Source organism: Aeromonas australiensis (assembly GCF_000819725.1).
Taxonomy (GTDB): domain Bacteria; phylum Pseudomonadota; class Gammaproteobacteria; order Enterobacterales; family Aeromonadaceae; genus Aeromonas; species Aeromonas australiensis.
The window spans coordinates 184,020-206,704 of sequence record NZ_CDDH01000069.1; the positions used below are offsets into that span (position 1 = coordinate 184,020).

At 60.3% G+C, this 22,685-nt stretch carries 18 protein-coding genes and 1 tRNA gene; 8 read left to right on the forward strand and 11 right to left on the reverse strand.

The window, feature by feature from the left end; translation table 11 throughout:
• Positions 1–126 precede the first annotated feature (126 nt).
• The 8 genes from nrfD to BN1117_RS11980 form a co-directional block, all read right to left on the reverse strand.
• Positions 127–1,083, reverse strand: coding sequence for a cytochrome c nitrite reductase subunit NrfD (gene nrfD / locus BN1117_RS11945; protein WP_040097618.1), 957 nt, complete (start codon positions 1,081–1,083; stop codon positions 127–129).
• The gene (nrfC, locus tag BN1117_RS11950) at positions 1,080–1,760 is read right to left on the reverse strand and encodes a cytochrome c nitrite reductase Fe-S protein (protein WP_040097619.1); all 681 of its coding nucleotides are present in this window, start codon (positions 1,758–1,760) and stop codon (positions 1,080–1,082) included. The genes nrfD and nrfC overlap by 4 nt, the downstream gene beginning before the upstream one ends.
• Entirely contained in the window at positions 1,757–2,356 is a 600-nt protein-coding gene (nrfB, locus tag BN1117_RS11955; protein WP_040097620.1) for a cytochrome c nitrite reductase pentaheme subunit, read from the reverse strand. The genes nrfC and nrfB overlap by 4 nt, the downstream gene beginning before the upstream one ends.
• A 53-nt stretch (positions 2,357–2,409) precedes the next feature.
• Positions 2,410–3,855, reverse strand: coding sequence for an ammonia-forming nitrite reductase cytochrome c552 subunit (gene nrfA, locus BN1117_RS11960; protein ID WP_040097622.1), 1,446 nt, complete (start codon positions 3,853–3,855; stop codon positions 2,410–2,412).
• 548 nt (positions 3,856–4,403) lie between these two features.
• Positions 4,404–5,606, reverse strand: a complete 1,203-nt coding sequence (gene glpC, locus BN1117_RS11965) for an anaerobic glycerol-3-phosphate dehydrogenase subunit GlpC (protein WP_040097624.1) — start codon at positions 5,604–5,606, stop codon at positions 4,404–4,406.
• A 51-nt stretch (positions 5,607–5,657) separates the two neighbouring features.
• Positions 5,658–6,923 (reverse strand): glycerol-3-phosphate dehydrogenase subunit GlpB, encoded by a 1,266-nt coding sequence (glpB, locus tag BN1117_RS11970; protein ID WP_040097626.1) that lies wholly within the window; start codon positions 6,921–6,923, stop codon positions 5,658–5,660.
• The gene (glpA, locus tag BN1117_RS11975) at positions 6,913–8,586 is read right to left on the reverse strand and encodes an anaerobic glycerol-3-phosphate dehydrogenase subunit A (RefSeq protein WP_040097628.1); all 1,674 of its coding nucleotides are present in this window, start codon (positions 8,584–8,586) and stop codon (positions 6,913–6,915) included. The genes glpB and glpA overlap by 11 nt, the downstream gene beginning before the upstream one ends.
• 242 nt (positions 8,587–8,828) lie before the next feature.
• Positions 8,829–9,284 (reverse strand): YchJ family protein, encoded by a 456-nt coding sequence (locus BN1117_RS11980; RefSeq protein WP_082032597.1) that lies wholly within the window; start codon positions 9,282–9,284, stop codon positions 8,829–8,831.
• Positions 9,285–9,407: 123 nt separating this feature from the next.
• On the opposite strand from BN1117_RS11980, the gene BN1117_RS11985 reads away from it, so the two are divergent.
• The 4 genes from BN1117_RS11985 to BN1117_RS12000 all read left to right on the forward strand — a co-directional run bounded on the left by BN1117_RS11985 (position 9,408) and on the right by BN1117_RS12000 (position 14,324).
• On the forward strand, positions 9,408–11,075 hold the full coding sequence (locus tag BN1117_RS11985; RefSeq protein WP_040097631.1) for a methyl-accepting chemotaxis protein: 1,668 nt from the start codon (positions 9,408–9,410) through the stop codon (positions 11,073–11,075).
• A 133-nt stretch (positions 11,076–11,208) separates the two neighbouring features.
• Positions 11,209–12,420 (forward strand): ROK family transcriptional regulator, encoded by a 1,212-nt coding sequence (locus tag BN1117_RS11990; RefSeq protein WP_040097633.1) that lies wholly within the window; start codon positions 11,209–11,211, stop codon positions 12,418–12,420.
• A gap of 173 nt (positions 12,421–12,593) precedes the next feature.
• Positions 12,594–13,349 (forward strand): tRNA-uridine aminocarboxypropyltransferase, encoded by a 756-nt coding sequence (locus tag BN1117_RS11995; RefSeq protein ID WP_040097635.1) that lies wholly within the window; start codon positions 12,594–12,596, stop codon positions 13,347–13,349.
• A 198-nt stretch (positions 13,350–13,547) separates the two neighbouring features.
• The gene (locus tag BN1117_RS12000; RefSeq protein ID WP_040097637.1) at positions 13,548–14,324 is read left to right on the forward strand and encodes a TSUP family transporter; all 777 of its coding nucleotides are present in this window, start codon (positions 13,548–13,550) and stop codon (positions 14,322–14,324) included.
• A gap of 76 nt (positions 14,325–14,400) precedes the next feature.
• Here the strand turns inward: BN1117_RS12000 and BN1117_RS12005 are convergent, their stop codons facing one another.
• Both BN1117_RS12005 and BN1117_RS12010 read right to left on the reverse strand, forming a co-directional pair.
• A complete protein-coding gene (locus BN1117_RS12005; protein ID WP_040097639.1) occupies positions 14,401–15,267 on the reverse strand; it encodes a LysR family transcriptional regulator in 867 nt (288 codons plus the stop codon).
• A 70-nt stretch (positions 15,268–15,337) separates the two neighbouring features.
• On the reverse strand, positions 15,338–16,255 hold the full coding sequence (locus tag BN1117_RS12010; protein WP_040097641.1) for a DMT family transporter: 918 nt from the start codon (positions 16,253–16,255) through the stop codon (positions 15,338–15,340).
• Positions 16,256–16,423: 168 nt separating this feature from the next.
• On the opposite strand from BN1117_RS12010, the gene BN1117_RS12015 reads away from it, so the two are divergent.
• The 3 genes from BN1117_RS12015 (at position 16,424) to BN1117_RS12025 (ending at position 20,190) form a co-directional block, all read left to right on the forward strand.
• Complete coding sequence (locus BN1117_RS12015) at positions 16,424–17,302, forward strand: helix-turn-helix domain-containing protein (protein ID WP_040097642.1); 879 nt, start codon at positions 16,424–16,426, stop codon at positions 17,300–17,302.
• 262 nt (positions 17,303–17,564) lie between these two features.
• Positions 17,565–19,202 carry an ATP-dependent endonuclease gene (locus BN1117_RS12020; protein WP_040097644.1) on the forward strand — a complete coding sequence of 546 codons (1,638 nt, stop codon included), beginning with the start codon at positions 17,565–17,567 and terminating at the stop codon, positions 19,200–19,202.
• A gap of 268 nt (positions 19,203–19,470) precedes the next feature.
• On the forward strand, positions 19,471–20,190 hold the full coding sequence (locus BN1117_RS12025; protein ID WP_040097646.1) for a hypothetical protein: 720 nt from the start codon (positions 19,471–19,473) through the stop codon (positions 20,188–20,190).
• Between the two features lie 75 nt (positions 20,191–20,265).
• Here BN1117_RS12025 and glgX read toward each other — a convergent pair whose 3' ends face one another.
• Positions 20,266–22,329, reverse strand: coding sequence for a glycogen debranching protein GlgX (gene glgX, locus BN1117_RS12030; RefSeq protein WP_040097648.1), 2,064 nt, complete (start codon positions 22,327–22,329; stop codon positions 20,266–20,268).
• A gap of 194 nt (positions 22,330–22,523) precedes the next feature.
• On the opposite strand from glgX, the gene BN1117_RS12035 reads away from it, so the two are divergent.
• Positions 22,524–22,600, forward strand: a tRNA-Met gene (locus BN1117_RS12035).
• Positions 22,601–22,685: the final 85 nt, after the last annotated feature.

Here is a 22,685-nt window from a genome sequence, read left to right on the forward strand (position 1 = left end):
AGCGTCTGCACCGTACCGGCGCTGGGGGATAACATCTACATTCCTGGCAACAACTCATCGCAACAAATAAGCGCCAGTCACCCGAAGGGCGGCTGGCGCTTATCCCCAGCTCTCAATAACCGGTTTTTACACTACCGTCATCTGGCCGGCATAGAGCACGAAGTAGCGCAGCAGCAGGATCCCCACCAGGGTCAGGCTGCAGACCAGCACCAGATGGCCGTTTCTCTCCCGCAGGGGCGCCGGGGTCAGCAGAGCCAGCAGCTGGGGCAGCAGCATGCCGATCCCCACCACCCCGACCCAGAACACCTGAGCCCAGAAACCGCTGCCGATGGCCGCCCACATCGCTACCTCTTTCTGGCCACCACCGAAATAGAGGCCAGTAAAGAAGCAGACCAGCAGCAGCACCTCCACCGCCAGCACCGGCCGCTCGAAGCGATGCACGAAGCTCACCCCCTGGCTGTGATGGTTCTCCTTAAACAGGGTGACTGCCAGCAAGATGGTGGAGGCGATGCCGGAGCTGATGCCCGAGACCAGAAACAGCACCGGCAGCACCGGGTTGTTCAAGAGCGGATAGGTCTTGAGGGCTGACAGCAGAAAGCCAGTGTAGGCCCCCAGCAGCACGGCGAGCAGCAGCAACAGCGGTGCCAGCAGCCGTTCGATGCGGGCGAGCCAGCCAATCAGCCCATCCACAAAAGCGAACTTCTCTTTCAGCAACCGGCTGCGCATTGCCTCGATCTCGGTGCGAAACACTACCGCCAGCCAGGCGAACAACACCGCCATATAGAGCTGAAACAGCATGACCCCCATCGACATCACGGAGTCGAACTGGTAGTGGAACATCAGCTTCCAGAAGGTCCAGGGGCGGGTCAGATGGAAGATGAGGATCAGTAACCCCAGCACCACGCTCGCCGGCGCCAGAATGGCGGTCGCCTTGATGATGCCGCTTTCGCTGCCGGCCCCCTTGCGGCGCAGCAGCACCGAGAGGGTGGTGGCCCCGGCGGAGATGCCGAGCAGAAACAGATAGATAGCGATGGGCCAGTCCCAGACAAGTGAAGGGAAGTGAAACGCCTCTTGCATGGTCATGACTTTATCTCCCCTTTGGGCACGCGGTACATCTTGGGCGAGGTGCCGAGTGCCTGCTTGTAGCGATAGGTGGTCTCCTTCACCAGCCGTTTGGCAATGGGGCTATCCGGATCATCCAGATTGCCGAACACCAGCGCCTTGGTGGGGCAGGATTCCACGCACGCTGGCTCCTTGCCCGCCGCCAGGTTGGTCTTGCGGCAAAAGTCGCACTTATCGGCAACCTTGGTCACAGGGTTGATAAAGCGCACCTGATAGGGGCAGGCGGCGAGGCAATACATGCAGCCGACGCAGAGGTCCGCGTCAACATCCACAATGCCATCCTCCTTGCGGATATGGGAGGCTCCAGTCGGGCAGACGTGTACACAGGGGGCGTTGTCGCAGTGCTGGCAGGACTTGCGAAAGAAGCGGTACTGGGCGTCGGGAAATTCCCCGATGGGGCCTGAGCGGATGATCTCGAGGCGCGAGACCCCTTCCGGCACTTTATTTACCTCCCGGCAGGCGTCCATGCAGGCGGTGCAGCCGATGCAGGCCGTCTCATCGTGGATCATGCCATAGCGGATCCCGTCGATGGTCTGGCTGTGGGCAAGGGGGGTGGCAAGGGAGCGAGTCGGCCCCGTCATCATGATAAGGGCCCCTGCGCCCATGCCCGCCATAAAGTCACGGCGAGAGCAGCTCATGATGCCTCCTTGCCGGCTTCCGGTTTGGACTGCTCCTGCCGGGCCTTGCTGGCCTCATGTTGCTTGCTGTGACAGTCGACGCAGAGCTTGATGCGGGACTTCTCCGGGATCGCCACCATGGGCTCCTTGGCCGGATGCAGCTGGTGGCAGCTGGAGCAGGTGAGCTTGGTGGCGTGCACGTCGTGGGCCCAGAGCGCCTCACGCAGCCCTTTGGGCTCGTGGCAGCTCATGCAGACTCCATTCTGCTCGCTGATGGGATAAAGCTTAATGCTCTCTTTATCCTTCAGGCTGTGGCTAAAGCGCATCACATCCTTGACCCCTTCCCGGTGTTGGGGGGAGGGTTGGCCATGACAATTGGTGCAGGTGATCGGCGCCAGGTTGTTGGGATTGGTTGCCTGACCATGTTTACCGTGCATCCCCTCGCGCTGCTCCTTGTGACAGTCGGTACAGGCCTTGTCGGCACTGCGTAGAAATTCCACCTCATGTGTAGCTGGAACAGGGGCTGCTGCCGGCTCGGCCGCCTGACCCTGCAGGCTGGTGAGCAGCATGGCTGCCATCAGCATCAGTCGTAAAAAATCCATCGTTAAATCACCCATAGGAAGCCTCCATCCGCTGCGGGCCCGACTTGGCGCCGGGCCGGCAGGCGCCGTTACTGTGCCAGCCGTCCGGCCGCTTTGGCCTCGGCATCCCAGGCGGGGACCGTGGTCTTGAGGAACTGGGCCTTGTCGCTGTTGAACTGCTTCATGTCCATACCAAGGGCGGCCTGGGCCTTCTCCTTGGTGGAGATATCGGGAATGGCGATTTCGTGGCTGATCCCCTTGCTGGCCAACAGGCGCGCCAGCTTGGTACGGGCGTCAGCGGCTTTATCCAGCGCGCTGGCAAGGATCTTGAGGGCCACATCCGGCGCGTGCATCTGCACCCCGTGGGAGGCGATGGCGTAGTCCCAACGCCACTGGGCGTGACGGATGTCCTGCAGAATGTCCCGCATCTCGGCTTCGGTGGCGCCGGCATCCCAAGCGGCTTTCGCTTCAAAGTGGGCGTGTACCAGCTGCTTTTCGACCTTGAGTTTGGTGTCGATAACAGCGGCTTTGCGCTCGTTTACGATCCCCAGCAGCATATCCTTGCTCTGGGTATGGCAGTTGCGACAGGTCTGCTCGAAGCGATCGAAGGGATTACCCACCTTGTGATCCGTGTAGACCTTGCCCTGCTCGTTCTGCACTTTGGGCATGTGGCAGTCGACGCAGGCGACGTTGTTCTTGCCGTGAATACCATCGCGCCAGGTTTCAAATTCGGGGTGCTGGGCTTTGAGCATGGGGGTCCTGGAGAGGGCATGGGTCCAGTCGGCAAAGCCGATTTCATCGTAATAGGCCTCCATCTGCTCCACAGTGGTGCCCTTGTCCCAGGGGAATTTCACCGCCTTGGTGGGGCCGCTGAAGTAGTACTCCACGTGGCACTGGCCGCACACCTGGGACTGCTGATCAAAGCGCCCCTGCTCCTTGAACGGCTTGCCGATGGCGTCCATGGCGCGGCTGGCATAGGGACGGGAGAGGTGCAGGGCAGGTTTGCCCTCCTTGAACTCTTTCGAGGCGGTGTCGTGGCAGTCAGCGCAGCCGATGGTGTTGACGATTTCTGGTCCACCTTTTGCCCACATCCCCTTGAAGTAGCCATCTTCACCCTGCTCCTCGATAACGCGGGCAACGTCCGGGCTCTTGCAGCTCCAGCAGGCCATGGGCAGGGGGCCATCTTCGGCGGTTTTCGGTGCGCCGGTGCGCAGGGTCTCACGCACATCGGTCAGCGCATAGAAGTGACCGCGGGGTTTGTTGTAATCCTTGGCAAAGGGGTATCCCCCCCACAGCACCACCATGTTGGGATCTTCCGCCAGCGCGTCGCCGAGCTCTTCGCTCTCGCGGGTAGCCTGCCAGCTTTTGAACTGATCGGCATGATCCTTGGCGAACAGCTCATTGCGTGCTTCCACTTTTTCTTTGGTTTGCGCCTCTTCGCCGGCCTGTACCCAGCCGCTGGTGCCAAGCCAGCTGGCCAGCAACAGGGCAGTGAACCCCAGTTTGCTCTGTCTGTTGTGTGAACTCACGATCATCACTCCCAAATCGATCTCATTGCCAGGCCCGCGCCATCCTTGCGGTGGACATAGACTCCCGAGAGACGGGAGCAGACAGGCCGATTCATTGTTATTGGTGAATAAAACCCATGAAATTATGCGATTGCTCGGAGTGGATTTTACCAAATTGGTAAAATGAATGATGATTTATCAGGGGCGGAGTTGCGCTAGATCAATTGCCGAAGGGACCAACTGTTAGAAATGAGATCCCGGTTAAATTATGTGGAAAGTCAGCTTATTGGAAGCTGAAGGGCCCCTCGGGGTGGGGGTAGCCGGTGCCCGTCGTATGTTTGCGTTATCTGGCACGGCATCCGGGAAGATTTGTCATATGAATTATCTATTTATGGGTATAAAAAGAGTGGGTGCATAAATATGCTTTTTGATGGCAGCATGTCTGTTGCATGCTATGCGCTATCAAGCAGGGGAGCCGGCAATGCCGACTCCTGTCAGGGCTTATCGTGACCACCATACTATGTCGGACACTCTGGCGTCGTGGTCTCCAGCAGCCGACATGGCCGGTGGCTCGCCTATGCCAGCGCCTGGGCCAGCAGATGGATCGGATGTTCACAGCGGAAGCTGGTGCTCATCTCGATCTGCCATTTGCAGGTCTCGCAGTCGGTGATCACCAGATCGGGGGCCAGCCGGTTGATCTGATCAAACAGACCCTCGCCGATGGTCTGGCTGGTCTGGTAGTTCTCCGACTTGAAGCCGTAGGTGCCGGCGATACCGCAGCACTGGGACTCCAGTACCGTCACCTTGACCCCGGGAATGGCGCGCAGCAATTCGAGGGTGTAGATGACGCCCCCCATCTTCTCCATGTGGCAGGGGGTGTGGTAGGCGATGTGCAGATTGAGCGGCTTCATCGCCGGTTTGTTGCCCTTGTAGAACTCGTTCCACAGGAAGCGGGTCACCAGCGAGATGCGATCCCGCACCTTGTGGTTGTCCTGCTCCAGCAGGTGGGGATATTCATCGCGCAGGGTAAAGCCGCAGGTGGAGGAGGTGGCCAGCAGCGGCATCTCGTTGCCCAGCAGGGAGTTCTCCATCTGCTTGATATTAAAGGCCGCCTGTTGCTTGGCCTTGTCCATAAAGCCGTTGGCAATGAGCGGCACGCCGCAGCACTTCTCCCGCTCAAGCAACTGCACACCGATGTTCATGGCGTTGAGCACCTGTACCAGCTCCTTGCCAAGCTGCGGGTGGTTGTAGTTGACGTAGCAGCCGTGGAAGTAGGCGATCTGCCGCGCAAAGCGGGCCTGAGATTCTTTTTGCTTCTTGTACCAGCCGCGGAAGGTGCCCTGGGAGTATTTGGGCAGGTCGCGGTGGGATGAGACCCCCAGCGCCTTGTCCAGCACAAGCTTCATCGGCTTGAGGCCGGTGGTGAAGTTGACCACCGGGGCCATCAGGGTCGACATGCTGCCCATCAGATCGGTGTGGGAGAGCACGAACTCGCGGATCCCCGGTTTGAAGCCGCTGTACTGGTGTTTGGCCTTGGCGATGATGTCCCCGATGCGTACCCCGCTTGGGCAGGCAACTTCGCAGCGCTTGCAGTTGGTGCAGTGCTTGAGGGCGCTGTCGAACAGCTCCGGGCTCTTGATCCGCAGCCGCTCCCCATCCGGGCCCGCCTGTTTCGGGCCGGGGTAGGCGGGGTTGGCCTTGGCCACCGGGCAGTAGGCGGTACAGACGGTGCATTTGATGCACTGATCGAACGTTTGGTTGGCGTGATCCAGTAGCATGTCAGTTCTCCTCCCGGCGATGCTGAAGACACGGGATATGGGACAAGTAAATCATTGGGCTTCACCCAGAATATGGCCGGCAGCCTGCCAGCCGGTGGCAACGGCAACGCCGGAGCCGGAACCTTCACGAATTGGGTCGTAATGGGCCAAGACACTGCCCGCGCCATAGAGGTTGGTGAGCGGCTTGCCGCCACGCAGCACTCTGAGCTTGTCGTCGGTCTTGACCCCGAAGCCCATGAAAGGGTGGTGATCGAACAGGCGACGACCGGCCCAGGCGTCACGCTCCTCCAGACTCAGCACATCGGCATCGAAGATGGGCTCGCGAATGCCGCGCAGGCGGGACTCCAGCCCGCGACTGAAGAAGCTGCCGGAGGCGAGCACGAAGTTGTCCGCCTCGAACAGCTGATCATCGCCATTCTGGCTGTGTACGCCGACCACCCGGTCACCCTCGTAACGGGCGCCCAGCACCCGCTCGCTGGTGAGGAAGGTGCCGCCAAGGGCCATAAAGCGGCGCTTGAGCGCCTCCTGCATCCGCATCCCGATCAGTGACGGCGGCATGGTGGCCACCTCCTTGATGGTGCAGCCGGTACGCTGCTCCAGCTCCGCCAGACGCGGGCCAACCAGCCCCAGCGACAAGCAGGCCGGCAGCACGATATGGCGGCAGTCCGGTTCGCCACTCTCCTGCACCATGCGGCTGATCTCGCGGGCCAAGTCCGCTACCAGATGATGCTTGTCACACAGGCGCGCGATGTCGGCTGAGCGAAACTCGTGGGGATTGCGGCTAAATTCCGCCAGCTGGGGCAGGCGGATGTCGCCGGTCAGAATGCGGCAGTGGGCAAAACGCGGATGGGTCGCCAGATTGGCGGCCGCCAGTGCCGGATGAAAGTCGCGAAAGCCTTCGAGGGTGGCCAGCAGCAGCACATCCGGGATCGGCGCATCGGTGACGCAAGCACAGGTATCGGGGGAGAGCCAGGTGCGCTTGAGGGTGCCGATGGGGGTCAGACGCTGGTGATTGGTGTCGTGGCGCACCAGCGGCAATCCCTGCTCGGCGCAGTGGCGCTGCAGATCGGCCAGGCTCGCTTCGATATTCTGCATTCCCACCTTGCTGTAGGGGTGATCCGGATGGGCAGCCATAAAGGCGGGCAGGGCGGCGCGGGGATCTCCCTCGCTTTCGAGCAGATCGACCGAGCCGGAGGAGAAGTGCAGGGCACTCTGGCCGGAGGCCATCAGCAGGGTCTTCTGGCCTGCCTCCACCAGCCGCAGGGCAGCCGAGAGTCCCGCCATGCCACCGCCGATAACGATATTGTCAAACTTCATGACGGCTCTCCTTGTGAGTGGTCTCGCTGGTTGGGTCGCGTGGGGTATCGGCGACCAGCTGTGGCGCCGTCCATTCCCCCAGGCCAAACAGCCCTTGGTAGATCCAGTAGGTGAACTCGGCCTCGCGCAGGGCATCACCCCAGAGGACGGGGCGGGTTCCCTTGTAACGCTCCTCGAGGAACTGGCGCAGCATGACGCAGGCCTGACGGCCGTCAGCCTTGCCATACTCCTGCATCAGACCGGCGGCGCGGTAGGCGCACAGCTCCCCCTGACAGGGCCCCATCCCCAGACGGGTGCGGCGGCGCAGGTCGATGAGGTTGTCCACATCCAGCTCGCGCAGGGCGTATTCGATTTCGCCCGCGGTGACCATTTCGCACTCGCAGATAAGGGCGTTGGCTTTCGGATTGTCACGGAAGAAGGCGATGACCCGCTCGCCGTGGCGGTACTGGGCGGAGCCTTCGACCGGCACCGAGAGACCGGGGGCCGAGACCTTTTCCGGATCCCGCGAGCCGGGCAGACTCAGTTCGGCGGTCTGGCAGGGTTTGTTGTTGCCGAGTTTCTTGGCCAGCAGATCGGTGGCCCACTCCGCCATCAGGCGGTAGGTCATCAGCTTGCCGCCGGTGATGGTGTTGAAGCCCTTGAGGCCGTCGCGCTCGGCGTGATCGAGCAGCACTATGCCGCGACTGATGTTGCGGCCGGTGTCGTCACCGTCCACCGCTACCAGCGGGCGAACGCCTGCGTAGGCGCGCAGCAGACGGGTGCGGGCCATGATGGGGGCAAGCTTGATCCCCTCGCGCAGCAGCACTTCCACCTCTTCGGGCTCGACGGTGAGCTGGTCAATCTTGTTGTAATCGATACGGCTGGAGGTGGTGCCGATGAGGGAGATGGTATCGCCCGGCACCAGAATGTCCGCATCCGCCGGTTTGCGCGCGCGGTTGAGCACCAGCTGGTTGATGCGGTAATCCATGATGAGCAGGGATCCCTTGGCCGGGAACATGCGGATGCCGAGATCGGCGTATTCGCAAATTTGCTGGCCCCAGATGCCGGCAGCGTTGATCACCTCCTGACACTCCACCTCGAACGCTTCGCCGGTGCGAGTATTGATCGCCTTGACCCCGTGTACCCGATCCTGAGTGCGGAGCAGCCCCAGCACCTTGCTGTGGGTGAAGATGCGGGCGCCATGCTCTTTGGCGTCCAGCACGTTGGCAGCGGCGAGGCGGAACGGGTCGACTGTGCCATCCGGCACATGGATGGCGCCGATCATCGCCGGGTTGGCGTTGGGCTCCATGCGCAAGGCTTCACCGGGATCAAGCTGGCGGGTGTCGATACCGGCCAGGGCGCAGGCATCCATAAAGGTGGTTTGGAAATTGATGTCATCTTCCGGCAGGGTGAGGAAGAGGCCGCCGGTGTCTTCGACACAGTGGCTGGCAATCCGCTTGAGGATGCGGTTTTCCTGGATGCATTCGCGGGCGGACTCCTGATCCGTCACCGCGTAGCGGGCACCGGAGTGGAGCAGGCCGTGGTTGCGGCCGGTGGTGCCGGCGGCGATATCATCGCGCTCGAGCAGGATGCAGTCGATGCCGCGCAGTGCGCAATCGCGCATGATGCCGGCTCCGGTGGCACCGCCGCCTATGATGACGACTTGTGTGGTTATTCTTTTCATTGTTGCCCGTCTCATCTCTTCCAGATGAGGCCAGTGTGGCCTACTTCTGAGTGGAAATGTTTGATATGGGCCAAATTTGCGCTCGCAAACGCTCATATCTGCGCGCGTTAATGAGCATTATGTGACATTTGTCACGCTTGTTATCGCAGCGGTTGATGGGCTGAAGGCGAATAACAGACACAAAAAAGGGGCATCGGATGCCCCTTGTCACTGTTTGACGAGTCTGGTGGGTGTGTGATGGGTCAGCCGCAGCACTTCTTGTGCTTTTTGCCGCTGCCACAGGGGCAGGGATCGTTGCGTCCCGCCTTGAGTGGCGCCGGATCCTGCTCGCCGTCGGTGTAGACCCAGCGCCCCTGATAACGCACGAAGCGGGAGCGTTCATGGAGGCAGTGCCGTTCACCCTCCTCCAGAAACCAGGCTTTGAACTCCACCATCCCGGTTTCATCCTGCGGGCCGCCCTGGCTGGCAATGATCTCGAGGCCGTCCCATTGGGTGTCGATACGTGAAAGCTCGGTGGCGGTAAGGCCGCCAAGGTGAGCCGGATGCCAGCTATGGACCAGATACTCCCCCAGACCGAGCACGAAGGCGCTGTAGCGTGAGCGCATCAACTGCTCCGGGGTGTTGGCTGCTGCGCCACTGTGACGTGAGCCACAGCACAATTCGAGAGAAAGGGTTGAGCCGCAAGGGCAAAGATTCATGATTTTCACGTTCTGGCCGATTTGTTTAAGGGAATTGTAACGAAAGCTGGGCTCGCCCTGCCAGCACCTATACTGATGAGTAAGCAAGGAATTTCAATAAAACCAGCTGCAAGGATGTGAAAGATGACGCTAAAGCAGAAAATTCTGTTACTGGGTGCAGTACCCGTGCTGCTGATGGCCCTGGTGGTCAACTTCAGTAACTATATGGTCTCCAAGAGTGCGCTGGAGTCCGAGCTGGTGGTGGCGAGGGAAAATGCCATCAAGGAGCGTAAAGAGCTGCTCAGCAGTTACATCATGTTGGCCAAAACTGCCGTTGATGCTGTTTATGCCTTGCCGGACTCACCGGACAACCGTGAGCAGGTCAAGGAGTTGCTCAGACCACTGCGTTATAGCAGCGATGGCTACTTTTTTGTCTACGACTTTGAAGGCAATACGGTGCTACTGCCGGTGCGTGCCGAGCTGGAGGGGAAAAATCGCTGGAACGACAAGGATGCCAGAGGCAAGTTGTTGATCCAGGACATTATCAAGGTTGCTCGTCAGGGGGATGGATTCTCTGAATACTGGACCGCCAAGCCCTCTATTGGCCGTGATGCGCCCAAGTTGGCCTTTAACATGGTGCTGGACAAGTATCAGTGGGTGATCGGTACCGGTTTTTATATTGATGATATCGACAATGAGCTGGCGGCCTTGCGGGCAGAGCGCGAGAGCAATATGCATGCATCATTGCAAAGCAGTGTGCTGGTGATCCTGTTGATCCTCGGCATCACCCTGGCGGCGACCGTCATTGTGGGCAATCGGGTGACGAAACCGCTGGCGGATGCGGTGTCGGCATTGAACGATATCGCCAACGGAGAAGGGGATCTGACCCAGCGCCTCAAGGTGCAGAGTCAGGACGAGATTGGCCAGCTGGCTAGCGCCTTCAACCGTTTTGTCGAGCGGATCCAGTCGGTGGTGAGTCAGGTGGGCGAGACTAGCAACCACCTCTTTAGCGCCGTTGAGAAGCTGCATCATCTGAGTGAACACTCGGATCGACAAATGCAGGGCCATAGCCGGGAGACCGATCAGGTGGTGACGGCGGTGACCGAGATGAGTTCCACCGCGCAGGAGGTGGCGGCCAGTGCTTCCAATGCGGCCAGTGCCACCAGTGATGCCGCCCGTGAATCGGATGCCGCCCGTGGCGTGGTTGGCGGCGCCATCAACAGTATCAACCGGCTGGTAGGGGAGGTGCATACCGCTTCCGGGGTGATCGAACAGCTGGCGCAAGAGACCGGCAAGATTGGCTCTGTTGTGGAAGTGATCCGTGGCATTGCCGAACAGACCAACCTGCTGGCGCTGAACGCCGCCATCGAGGCCGCCCGTGCTGGTGAACAGGGCCGCGGTTTTGCGGTAGTGGCGGACGAGGTACGCTCTCTTGCCGGTCGCACCCAGCAGAGCACCAAAGAGATCAACGAGATGTTGCAACGGCTGCAAGGTGGCGTCAAACAGGCGGTGGATGTGATGCAGGCGAGCGAGGAGCGCAGTCAGGAGACCGTCGAGGAGGCGAGTCACATCGCCAGCTCCCTCGACAGCATGGTGATGGCGGTCAGTACCATCAACGACATGAATATTCAGATAGCGACGGCCGCCGAAGAGCAGCATGCGGTATCGGAGGAGATCAATAAAAACCTGGTGGCCATCCAGCAGATTGTCAGCGAGTTGACCAGTGCGGCGGTGGAGTCCAACAGCACCACCCGCGATCTGGCCAGTACGGGGGACAAGCTACGCAAACTGGTTGCCCAGTTCCGCTATTGATCTTGCCAAGGCCTGCAACGGCCGTCACCGGGATGTGGCCTGAGCTCCGGCTCAGGCCGCACTTTATTTGGGGATTGACCAATAATGTGTGAAAATTGCCAGCCTCTTTTTTTCAGCCTTTGTCCCATACCCTATGAATGAGATCGTAAAAGGTAGTATCGATTTGATCCGGCAGCTCAACTACGGTCTGGTTTATGCCAGTCTCGAAGAGCACAAGGAGCTCTCTCGCACCGATCTCTCCCGCTTGACCGGCCTCTCACCTGCCAGCATCACCAAGATCACCCGTGAACTGCTTGATGGCGGTCTGGTGGTCACTTGCGGTGAAAGTTCGGTGGGGCGCGGCCGTCGTCAGACTTTACTGCGCATCAACGAGCGCCGCTTCCAGTTTCTCTCCATGCGTCTTGGCCGTGGCTATGTTGATATGGCGCTGTTTGACTTCTCCGGTCGTTCGCTGGCACGCCACCGTCACCGTTTTTCTGAGGCCGAACGGGCCGATCTACTGGGAAGTCTGGTGCACGCCATTCAGGTGTTCTTGCCAAAAAAGAACCTGAGTCTGGCCTGTATTGCGCTCTGTCTGCCGGGGCAGGTGGAACGTCACTCCGGCATGGTCAAACATTTTCCCTTCTATGATCTGCGTAACTGGCCGCTAGGGCCGACTCTGCAGGAGGTATTTGCGGTGCCTGTACTGGTGAGCGGTGATGTGCGCACCTGGATCCAGGCTGAGCGGGAGTGGGGGGCCGCCAAAAATTGTGCCGATGCGGTGCTGGTGTTTGTCCACAACGATATCGGGGTCGGCATGGTGGTCAACGGCCAGCTCATCGAAAGCGAGAATGCGTTGCTCGGCGATCTCAGTCATCTGCAGCTCGAGCCCTACGGCCAGCGCTGTTACTGCGGTGGCTTTGGCTGTGCCTGCACCCTGGTGACCAATCAGGCGCTGGAGGCGCAATACCGGGATCTGCGCGAGCGGATGCAAGAGCATGATCTGCCAGAGAGCGTCACCATCCGCGAACTGTGCGAGCTGGCACTGGCAGGCAACAGCCTTTGTCAGGATATTCTCCATCAGGCGGCGGGCCGCCTCTCCAAGGTACTCGCCAACCTCATCTGTCTGCTCAATCCTGGCAAGCTGCTGCTCGGGGGCGAGATCACCCGTGCCGATCGGCTGCTGTTCCCCATGCTGCATCAGTCGCTGGCCAGCCAGTTGCCTGCCGAATATCTGGTGCGGCTGCAGATTGAGTCCACCCACTTCTACGAAGATCCCACCAAGCCAACTTCGGTGCAGGTGCACAAGGCGCTGCGCGATGGCAGCCTGTTACTGGCGCTGCTGCGCAGTTGTCAGGAGTCATAAGGCAAGAAGGGGTGGTACTGCGTCTGGCGAAAGGGAGAGGGATTGCTGTTCCGTCAGCCTGTAACTCGGTACAATCTTGCGCTTTTCCGGCCGCGCCTTGTTATCGGGCCCTGTAGCGCCCTGATACGTTGGTATTGCTGCTGTTCCTGTTTTGACACCAGTTGTGAACCTAGATGAAGCCTGTTCCTGATCACGCCGTCAACCGCCTGCGGGCTTGGCGCAAGAGTATCTCTACCCGACCGTTTCTTGCCCGTGGCGGCTCCCTGGCCCGCTGTCCTGCCTGTCAGCTACGTGAGGATTGGTGTGCTTGCGAGTGGCGCCCCGAGCTCAAAGCCGAGGCCGGTTTCTGCCTGCTGATGTATGACAGCGAGCCGATGAAGCCCTCCAACACCGGGCGCCTCATTGCCGATGTGCTGCCGGATACCACCTGGGCATTTCTCTGGTCACGTACCCAACCCCATCCCGAGTTGCTGACTCTGCTGGCTGATCCTGCCTGGCAGCCCTATGTGGTTTTTCCCGCCTGCGAGAAGGCGCCAGCCCGCCTGACGGGGGAGGTGACGTTGGCGCCGGGTAAAAAGCCGCTCTTTATCCTGCTCGATGGCACCTGGCCGGAGGCGCGCAAGATGTTCAACAAGAGCCCCTATCTTGACGATTTTCCGGTGCTGGCCATCAAGCCAGATGCGCTCTCCACTTACGGCATGCGGGTGGCTAACTGCGACGAGCATCTCTGCACCGCCGAGGTGGCGGCCTGTGTGCTGGAAGTGGCGGGCGAGCTTAAAGCGGGGCAAGCACTGCAGCACTGGTTCAACTTGTTCAGCAGCCGCTACATGGCCGGTCGGGTCAGCCGTTTCCCCGGTGGCGATGAGGCCCATCTGTATGAGGCGTTGGCGGCCATCAAGGAAGCGGAAGCCCCATTAAGCGCACGGTAACAGACTCTCTGAGAGGGAGGGGCGTGCAGGGTTACATTAATGAAGTTAAGGAATCAATTAGCTGCCAATGTTTCGTTAGATTCATTGATGGTGGCCCGCTAGGATAGCGCACAGCCTGTGCAGCCCCCGCACAACGTCGTTTTGGTGTTCTCCGGTTGCCCGACCCCTTCGGGCAATCCACTCTCGTGAGGTCTAAGGATGGAATTGGAACTGGTTACTCTGTTTGCCCTGTTCGGTGTGGCGCTTGTCGCCGGCTTTATCGATGCCATCGCCGGTGGTGGCGGCCTGCTGACGGTGCCAGCCCTGCTTGCCACCGGCATGCCGCCCGCGCTGGTGCTCGGTACCAACAAGCTACAGAGCAGTTTCGGCTCCTTCTCCGCCACCTGGTTCTATGCTCGCAGAGGATTATTGGAGTGGGCCATGATCTGGCCCGCGGTGATCTGTACTTTTATCGGCGCCGCCGTGGGCACGCTGGCGGTGCAGACCATAGACGCCGCCATTCTCGAGCGCCTGCTCCCTTTCCTGCTGATGGCCTTTGCCTGCTACTTCTACTTCTCGCCGCGGGTAAGCGATGCCGAGAGTTCCCACCGTCTGACTCCCATGCTGTTTGCGCTGCTGGTGGGGGGCGGTGTCGGCTTTTATGACGGCTTCTTCGGGCCGGGCACAGGTTCGTTTTTTGCCATCGGTTTCGTGGCGCTGGCGGGCTTTGGCATGGCGCGCGCCACCGCCCATACCAAGCTGCTCAACTTCACCTCGAATATCGCCTCCCTGCTGTTCTTTGCCCTCGGTGGCAAGGTGGTGTGGAGCGTCGGCTTCTGCATGGCGCTGGGGCAGTTTATCGGCGCCCGCTTTGGCTCCAAGATGGTGCTGAAAAAAGGGGTGAAGCTGATCAAGCCGCTGCTGGTGACCGTCTCCTTGCTGATGTCTGCCAAGCTGGTGTGGAGCCAGTATCCGGAGCTGTTTGCCTGGATCTGAACCGTGGCGAGTGTGCGACAAATCGGATGTATACGGGGCCCAAGGGCCCCGTTGTCATATCTGGTGTTTTACATGGCTAGCGCGGCGTGTCGCTGCGGTGGCGAAAGTGTTGTTGCAGGGCGCTCACCAGCCTGGCGATCCGCTCTCGCTTTAGGCTGTTTGGCCGGTAGACCAGATGCAGGGGGCGGCCCAGCCCGGGCAGTGGGCGCGCCATCTCCCCCTGTTCTCCCACCAGCCCCAGCAGGCCAGCGGGGAGCAGCACAGGGCCAATGCCTGCCTTGGCGAGTTCGATGAGTGCCAGATAGGAGTCGAGCTCCATGGCGGGCTCCAGCCCCAAATCAGCCAGCGGTTCGCGCAGGTAGCGATTGGAGGGGTTCTCCAGATCCATGGTGAGGATCTTGCGCCTGCTTTCTGCGCTGGCTGGCGGCAGGCTCTGCTGCGCCTCGCCCACCAGATAGAAGGGCTCCTCAAGCAGCAGATCGGCGCCGAGGCCATGGCCGGGCGGGAGCCGACCAGCGCAGATGCCGAGCAGTGCATCGCCGCTGCGCACCCGCGCCAGAATGACAGGCGTGTGGTGGGTAGAGAGGGCAAGGTGGGGATCGCGCGCCAGATAGTCGCGCATAAAATGGGCGAGATAACCCGCCAGCAGGGTTTCGGAGCAAGCGATGGGGAGGGGGCTCTGATCCGCCAGATCCTGGCTATCGGCCAGTACCCCTTTCATTTCAGCGAGACTTGGCGCCACCCGTGCCAGCAGCTCTTTTGCCTGCGGAGTGAGGCGGATCTGGCGTCCCTCCGGCTCGATCAGCTTCTTGCCAAGGCGCTGCTCCAGCTGGGCAATCCGCTTGCTTACCGCTGACTGGCTGATATAGAGGCGACTGGCCACCTTGGCCATGGTCCCTTCGCTCGCCAGCAGACTCAGCGTCTCCAGCCCTTCCAGTAACATCTCGCCCCCTTGTTTATCGCCGTCAGGATCGTCACAGATTGGATCAGCGCTACCTTAGGGGCTGACTGGCTCAGGAGCAAGGGTCGTTTGCTACCTTGGCCGGTCGAATGCGCCATTCGCTCAAGGGAGGTGCGAAGATCACCAGATTGCCGATAAGGCTGATCACCACTCCGGCCACCGAGACCGGCTGCCAGACAAAACCTTCGTAAAAGGTGGAGAGGGTAAGTGCCACCAGCGGAAAGAGCACGGTGGCGTAGGAGGCCTTGCTGGCACCGATGCGCCCCACCAGCGTCAGATAGGCGGTAAAGGCGATCACCGAGCCAAACAGGGCGAGATAGACCATGGCCGCCAGATAGTGGCCATCGGTCGGCACCACCAGTTGCTGCCCGAGCAATGTGACCCAGCCCAGCAACAGCGCCACGCCGTAAACCATGCCCCAGGGCACCATCTGCAACACGTGGTAGCCATGGCGCTGGCCCCGGGCCGAGACCAGATTGCCCAGCGAAAAGCAGAGGGTGCCGCCGCAGGCGAGCAGCAGCCCCTTCCAGCCGTTTGCACCCAGTTGCGCATCTGCCAGCACCGGCCAGAACAGTAGCAGGGTGCCCAAAAGCCCCAGCAAGGAGCCTTGCAGCCAGCGCAGGGTGGGGCGCTTGCGCTCGAACAGCCAGAGGTTGAGGCCGTTGAAGATGCTGGCACTGGCGAAGATCACCGCCGACATGCCGCTCGGGATATAGCGGGTGGCGTGGTAGAAGCAGAGAAAGTTGGTGGAAAAAAGCAGGGCACCGAGCAGCGCCGCATAGCGCTGGCCGTGCCAGGGGAGGCGTGGAAAGCGGCCGCTGGCGGTGAGCAGGGCAAACAGTGCCACCGCTGCCAGCAGGAAGCGGTAGAGCACCGACACCTCGATGGGAATGGGGCCAAGTTGCCAGGCGATGGCAATCCAGGTGCTGCCCCAGATAAGCACGGTGGCAAGATAGAGCATCAGATTCATCACAGTTCCGGTGAGTCAGGGAGAGATGAGTCACTATGGGACGAGCCCTGATGGCTGGATTGCACCATCTTGCGGTTTTTCATCGCCCTGCGCTGTCATCTGCGGGCGCGGTCGGTAAGATGGATGGCAGCGGCATAACACGTACACCAGAACAGTTGGCAGGGGCGAATGAAAACAGCAGGGGTATTTGATGCACTGGTCAGCACCGGCGCCCGGCTGGAGGACGCCTGCTGGCTCGAACCCGGGCTCGGGGTGGCCAGTTGGCGCAACTGCTATGACCAGACCCGTTATCACAAGCCGGGCCACCACACCCTGAGCGTCTATCTGCAGGGGGGCGAGCAGACCGAGCGACTCGATGGGCCGGGTGGCCACGGTGGCACCGGCAAGGTGTGCATCATGCCGGATCACCACAGATCCGAGTGGCTGGTGCGCGAAGAGTTTCGCTTCTTTCATCTCTACTTCACCCCGGCTCACCTCACCCGTATCGCCGAGGAGGCGTGTGACAAGGAGGGGCGCCACCTGCAACTGGTGGACAAGACCTTTATCGACGATCCGCAGGCGGCCGGGCTGGTGCAGCGCCAGTTGATGCAACTGCAGTGGCAGCACGGGATCGATCGGCTGGCGCTTTCCCACGGCGCCTGGATGTTGATCCTCCACGCCTACCGCCACCACACCGAGGAGGCTCCCGGTTTGCCGCCTCTACGCGGCGGGCTGGCGCCCGTGGTGATCAAGCGGGTGCAGGAGTATCTGCAGGCCCATCTGGCCGATTCGGTCACGCTGGCAGAGCTGGCGCAGCAGGCGGGGCTGAGCGAGTATCACTTTGCCCGCATGTTCGGCCAGAGTCTCGGCTGCCCGCCCCACCGCTATCTGCTGGGGCTGCGGCTCAAACGGGCCAAGCAGCTGTTGGCTGGCCCCGAGCCGCTGGCCAGCATCGCCAGTCAGTGTGGCTTCTCTTCCCAGGCTCATTTCGGCAATCGTTTTCGCGAGGCGTTTGGTTTGACGCCGGGACAGTGGCGGGCGCAATTGTCATCTTCCCGTCACAGTTAACCCTGAGACTTTGGGCTAAAGAGGTGTACTCTCTACCACTTATCCATTGAAAGGAATGCCCATTGAATTATCGCAAACGTCAAATCCGTACCCGTCACCTCTGGTTCAGCCACTGGAATGCCCCGCAAGATCGCACCGCTGCTGTTACCCCTCCCGAACCTGCAGTGCCTCACAGTTCACGTTGAAAATGCCCCGCCTGCGATAGGATTTTCCCGGTAACTTTGCCACTATTGCCCCATCACAATGATGTGGACATGGCTGGATGTTTCTGGAACGTATTGAAGTCAAAGGTTTTCGCGGTATAAGTCGCCTGTCGCTCGGGTTGGATCAGACCACAGTGCTGATCGGCGAGAACACCTGGGGTAAATCGAGCCTGCTGCGCGCCCTCTGGTGTCTGTTGGGGCAGGATGCCGAGCCTTATCAGTTCACCGGCGAGGATTTTCATCAGCCGGAAGATCCCGAGTTGGCGCCGGCACGCCATCTGCAACTGGTGCTCACTTTTTGCGAGCACAGACCCCAGATGTGCCAACACTCCCGTCGACTGGCCCGCCTCTCCCCCTCCTGGATACTGCACAAGGACAAATTTCACCGCATTCACTACCGTGCCAGCGCCGAATTGCAGGCGGATGGGGCTGTGCTTACCACGCACGATTTTCTCGATGGCGTCGGCAAGAGCCTGCCCATCGCCAACACCCATGAGCTGGTCTGTCTGCTGATCACCATGAACCCGGTATTCCGGCTGCGAGATGCCCGTAGCGCGCGTAACGGGGTCGAGGCGTTGCAGTGGGGTGATCTCTGTGAACATCGCTTGAGCGAGCTGGCGGACAAGCTGATCGACGAACCCCAGCGCATTGGCGAGCCCGAGCTTAAAGAGGCGTTGCAGGCGGTGCGCCAGCTGATGGATCACTACTTCAGCGCCCTGGCACCGATCAAGAACAAGCCCCGCAGTCAGCGCGAGATCATCAATCGTCCCATGACCCTGCGCAATCCGGGCAACCTGCATACTCTGCTGCGTCATGCCGATAACCGCGCGCTGCAGCTGGCGATGGCGGGAATGGCGGCGACCCTGTTACAGGCGCGGGGTAACCGCGAGCTGGAGGAGGGGGCTCGCCCCATCATGATCCTGGAGGACCCGGAGAGCCGGTTGCACCCGACCATGTTGGCGCTGGCGTGGGGGCTGCTGGAACAACTGCCGGGCCAGAAGCTGCTGACCACCAACTCGGGAGACTTGCTCTCTTCCCTGCCGCTCAATCAGGTGCGGCGGCTGGTACGCCGTCAACAGGATATCCTCTGTCACCAGCTGGGGGGCGAGCGCTACAGCAGCGACGATCTGCGCAAGATCGCCTTTCATGTGCGGATCAACCGCCCCATGTCGCTGTTTGCCCGTTGTTGGTTGCTGGTGGAGGGGGAGACCGAGATCTGGTTGCTCTCCGAACTGGCGCAGATCTGTGGTTACAGTTTGCGAGCAGAAGGGGTGCGGATCATCGAGTTTGCCCAGTGTGGTCAATCGCCGCTGATCAAGGTGGCGCGGGATTTTGGCATCGAGTGGCATCTGCTGACCGATGGTGACGAGGCTGGGCTCAAATATGCCACCTCGGCTCGTGGCCAGCTCAAAGGGGAGCGGGAGCGTGACCGTCTGACCCAATTGCCTGCCGCCGATATCGAGCACTACCTCTATCATCATGGTTTTGAAGGGGTGTTTCGCCGTGAGGCCGGAGTAGGGGGGCGCGCCATGTGGAGTGCCAGCCACATCATCAGCAAGGCCATCCACAAGCGCAGCAAGCCGGGCATGGCACTGGCTGTGGTGGAAGAGGCAGAACGGCTCGGTGGTGAGCATATTCCGCCGGTGATCCGCCAGATGTTTGCCCGGGTGGTGGCGCTAGCCCGCGGTCAGGGCTGACCTGTTCGCTGTATCGCCCAAAATCGCCTGGACACATAGACGCATAGATGCATGGATGCATAGTCGCATAGTCGCATAGTCGCATAGTCGCATAGGCGCATAGATGAAAGAGGTTCGGCTGTCAGCAGGGGCCCCTTCAAGGTGCATCATGCTGACGGAAATGGTCCCTGATCGTTTGCCGTGATTGGGGATAGCTGTCGGTTTGGGTATACTCGCCCCTCTCTGGCGCCCTGGTGGCGCAATTCGAACCCTTGCTGCTGGAGGCATCATGTTCGTCCTACTCCCTTTTTGGCTCTTTCCCCTCACCGGATTGATGGCGCTTGGCGCCCTGATTGCCCTTGGCATCGTGCTGTGGCGCGGTGATATCTGCCCCGGGCAGCGCTCGCGCATCAGCCAGCAGCTCTTCTCCATCTGGGTCATTACCGCCCTCTCTCTGATGCTGGCGGTCGAGGCCAAGGCGGCCAGCTGGCTCATCTGGAGTGGTGGGGCCGCACTGGTGCTCGGGGTTGGCTTGTCGCTGGCCCAGTCACGGCTGGAGGGTAAACGTTCCGTCCCCTCTACGCTGCTCTGGCTACCTGCGTTGCCGCTTGCTGCCTATGGTGTCGGTCTCTTGCAACTACAGGGATGGGTAAGCGGTCTGCTGCAGATGATGATGCTGGGGGCGGCCTTTGCTCACCTGATGCTGCTGCGGGCCCGTCATCGGTTGCAGGCGTTCAACACTCTGCTGCCAGTGGCCGCTCTGGTCGGTGCCATGGCCAGCCTTATCTGGCTGGCGGTGCTGGTGGGCTGGCAAGGGGCCGAGGCCAACCTCGATGCCCTGATCCCGGCGGTGGTGACCCAGGCGGCCCTGCTGGTGGCCTCTCTGCTGCTTTGGTTCAGCCCGCTCTACTTGCAACGTGATACCGCGCCTGTGGTGGTCTCAACCTCCCTGTGTGGCCTGCTGATCGCCCAGATTGCCGCTACCAGCGTGTTGCACCAGCTGATCTGACACTGGCGCTGAAAAGAGAAAGCCCCGAGCCTTGGCTCGGGGCTTTTGCATATCTGGCGCTGGGCCCTGCCGGTATTAATAGAAGTCATCGGCGCCACAGATAAAGAGGCAACTGCTGCGCGGTTGGGCGAGATACTCCCGGGTCAGCCCTTCCAGCGGCATCCCGAAGGTGCAGATATCTTGTGGTGAGGGGAGGGCGGTATCGAGGATCCGCCGCCAGTAGCCGCCGACCCCCTTGGGGGGGCTTGGCAAGTTAAAGGTGAGTGGCTCCCAGTAGGCGTTGAATAGCACATAGAGCGCCAGCTTGGTCTCGCTCGACAGCGCCGACATGGCGATGGCATGGGAGTGGGCGCTGAAATCCGGTTGCATGGCGTTGACACCATGCCAGCAGATCTCGCTATGGCGCAGGATCTCGGTCAGTGACAGCGGCATGCTCTCTTGTTCGGGTCTATGGAACAGATGTTTGCGATACTGGATCAGCTCCTTCATAAATCGAAACATCTCCTGACCACGGCTACTGGGCCGCCAATCCATCCAGCAGGTCGGGTTGTCCTGGCAGTAACCATTATTGTTGCCATGCTGGGTGCGTAGCAGCTCATCCCCCATCAGCAGCATGGGGGAGCCTACCGAGAGCATAGTGGCCACCATCATATTCTTGGCTTGTCGCATACGCAGGGCATTGATCTGGGGGTCGTCTGTCACTCCTTCATGACCGTGATTCCAGCTGAAGTTGTGATCACAGCCATCGCGGTTCTGCTCGCCATTGGCTTCGTTATGTTTGTGGTTGTAGCTGGTCCAGTCCCACAGGGTGAAGCCGTCGTGACAGGTGACGAAGTTGATGCTCTTCTCCGGATCAGCATGGTGGTAGTGATAGATGTCGGGGCTGCCGCACAGCCGCTCGACAAATGCCCTGACGCTGTTGTCATCCCCACGCAGGAAGCGGCGTACATCATCCCTGAACTGGCCGTTCCACTCACGCCAGCGGGCGCCGGCGAGCGACCCCACTTGATAGAGGCCACCAGCGTCCCAGGCTTCGGCAATCAGCTTGATGTCGGCGATCTTGGGGTCGGTATCTATGGTACGCAAGGTGGGGGCATTGGCCTGGGGCTGGCCTGATTCATCCCGTGACAAGATAGCTGCCAGATCGAAACGAAAACCATCGACATGCATCTCCTGACGCCAGAAGTGCAGGCTGTCCATAATCATTCGCAGTACCACCGGGTGGGCACCGTTGAAGGTATTGCCACAGCCCGAGTAGTTGGTGTCTTTCTGGTTGTTGTCGAGGATGTAGTAGGCCTCGTTGTCGATCCCCCGAAATGAAAAGGTCGGTCCATCAGCTCCGCCTTCTGCGGTATGGTTGTAAACCACATCCAGGATCACCTCGATATTGGCCTTGTGTAGCGCCTTGACCATATCGCGAAACTCGGTCAGCGGATCATCGCCGCAGGCGTATTGCGCGTGGGGGGCGAAAAAAGAGATAGGACTGTAACCCCAGTAGTTGGAGAGCCCTTTGGGCGCATCCTGGGGGTCGAACTGGAACACGGGCAACAATTCGACGGCGGTGACACCAAGAGATTGCAGATAGGGGATCTTCTCAATCAATCCCAGATAGGTGCCTCGCAGCGCCGGATCGACCCCCGAGTCTGGCGAGTTGGTAAAGCCACCCAAGTGGAGCTCGTAGATCACCGAGCGAGAGAGTGAATGGGCAGGGAGTTTGTCATCTTCCCAATCATAGTTACGGATGTCGACCACCCGGTTTTTGGCGCAATGAGCAAGATTGCAACCGGGGCGAGCCGCCGCCTGGCGATCAAAGTTGGGCCCCAGCTCAATTTGGCGCCCGTATGGGTCGAGCAGTACTTTTTCGCCATCGAAACGCGTGCCGCAATAGGGGCGCCATGGACCATGAACCCGGTAGGCATAGCGTTGACCGACCGGCAGGCCCTCAATATGGATATGCCAGTAGTAGGCGGTGCGGTTGAGACGAGGGGAGAGCGGGATCACTTCCGGGGTCGCATCTTCTGCGCTTGCAAAGAGCAGCAGTTCAACCCGGCTGGCGAGACGAGCCCAGATAGCGAAGTTGACGCCGTTACTGTCGGGTGTGGCCCCCAACTGACGGCAGTGACCGGCGGAGATGCGCATATTTTACCTACCCAGATAAAGAGTGTTCACGTCATTGAGTGTAGTGGCGGATGCTCAGTACGGACTGATTGCCTGAAAAAACAGCACGATGCTGCTAATAGCCGCACTCTTTGTCTGATTAATCTACGAATAAACTTTTTTTGAGATATTTACTTGCAATCTGTGCGCTGGCGCCTATTATTGGCGACCTCAGACGCGGGGTGGAGCAGCTCGGTAGCTCGTCGGGCTCATAACCCGAAGGTCGTCGGTTCAAATCCGGCCCCCGCAACCAACTTTTCGTCAGCCTGCGATTGTTTAAGCAATCTGTGTAAACAATCGAAAGCAGACAAACACCACCAAGCTACTGCTCGGCTTGA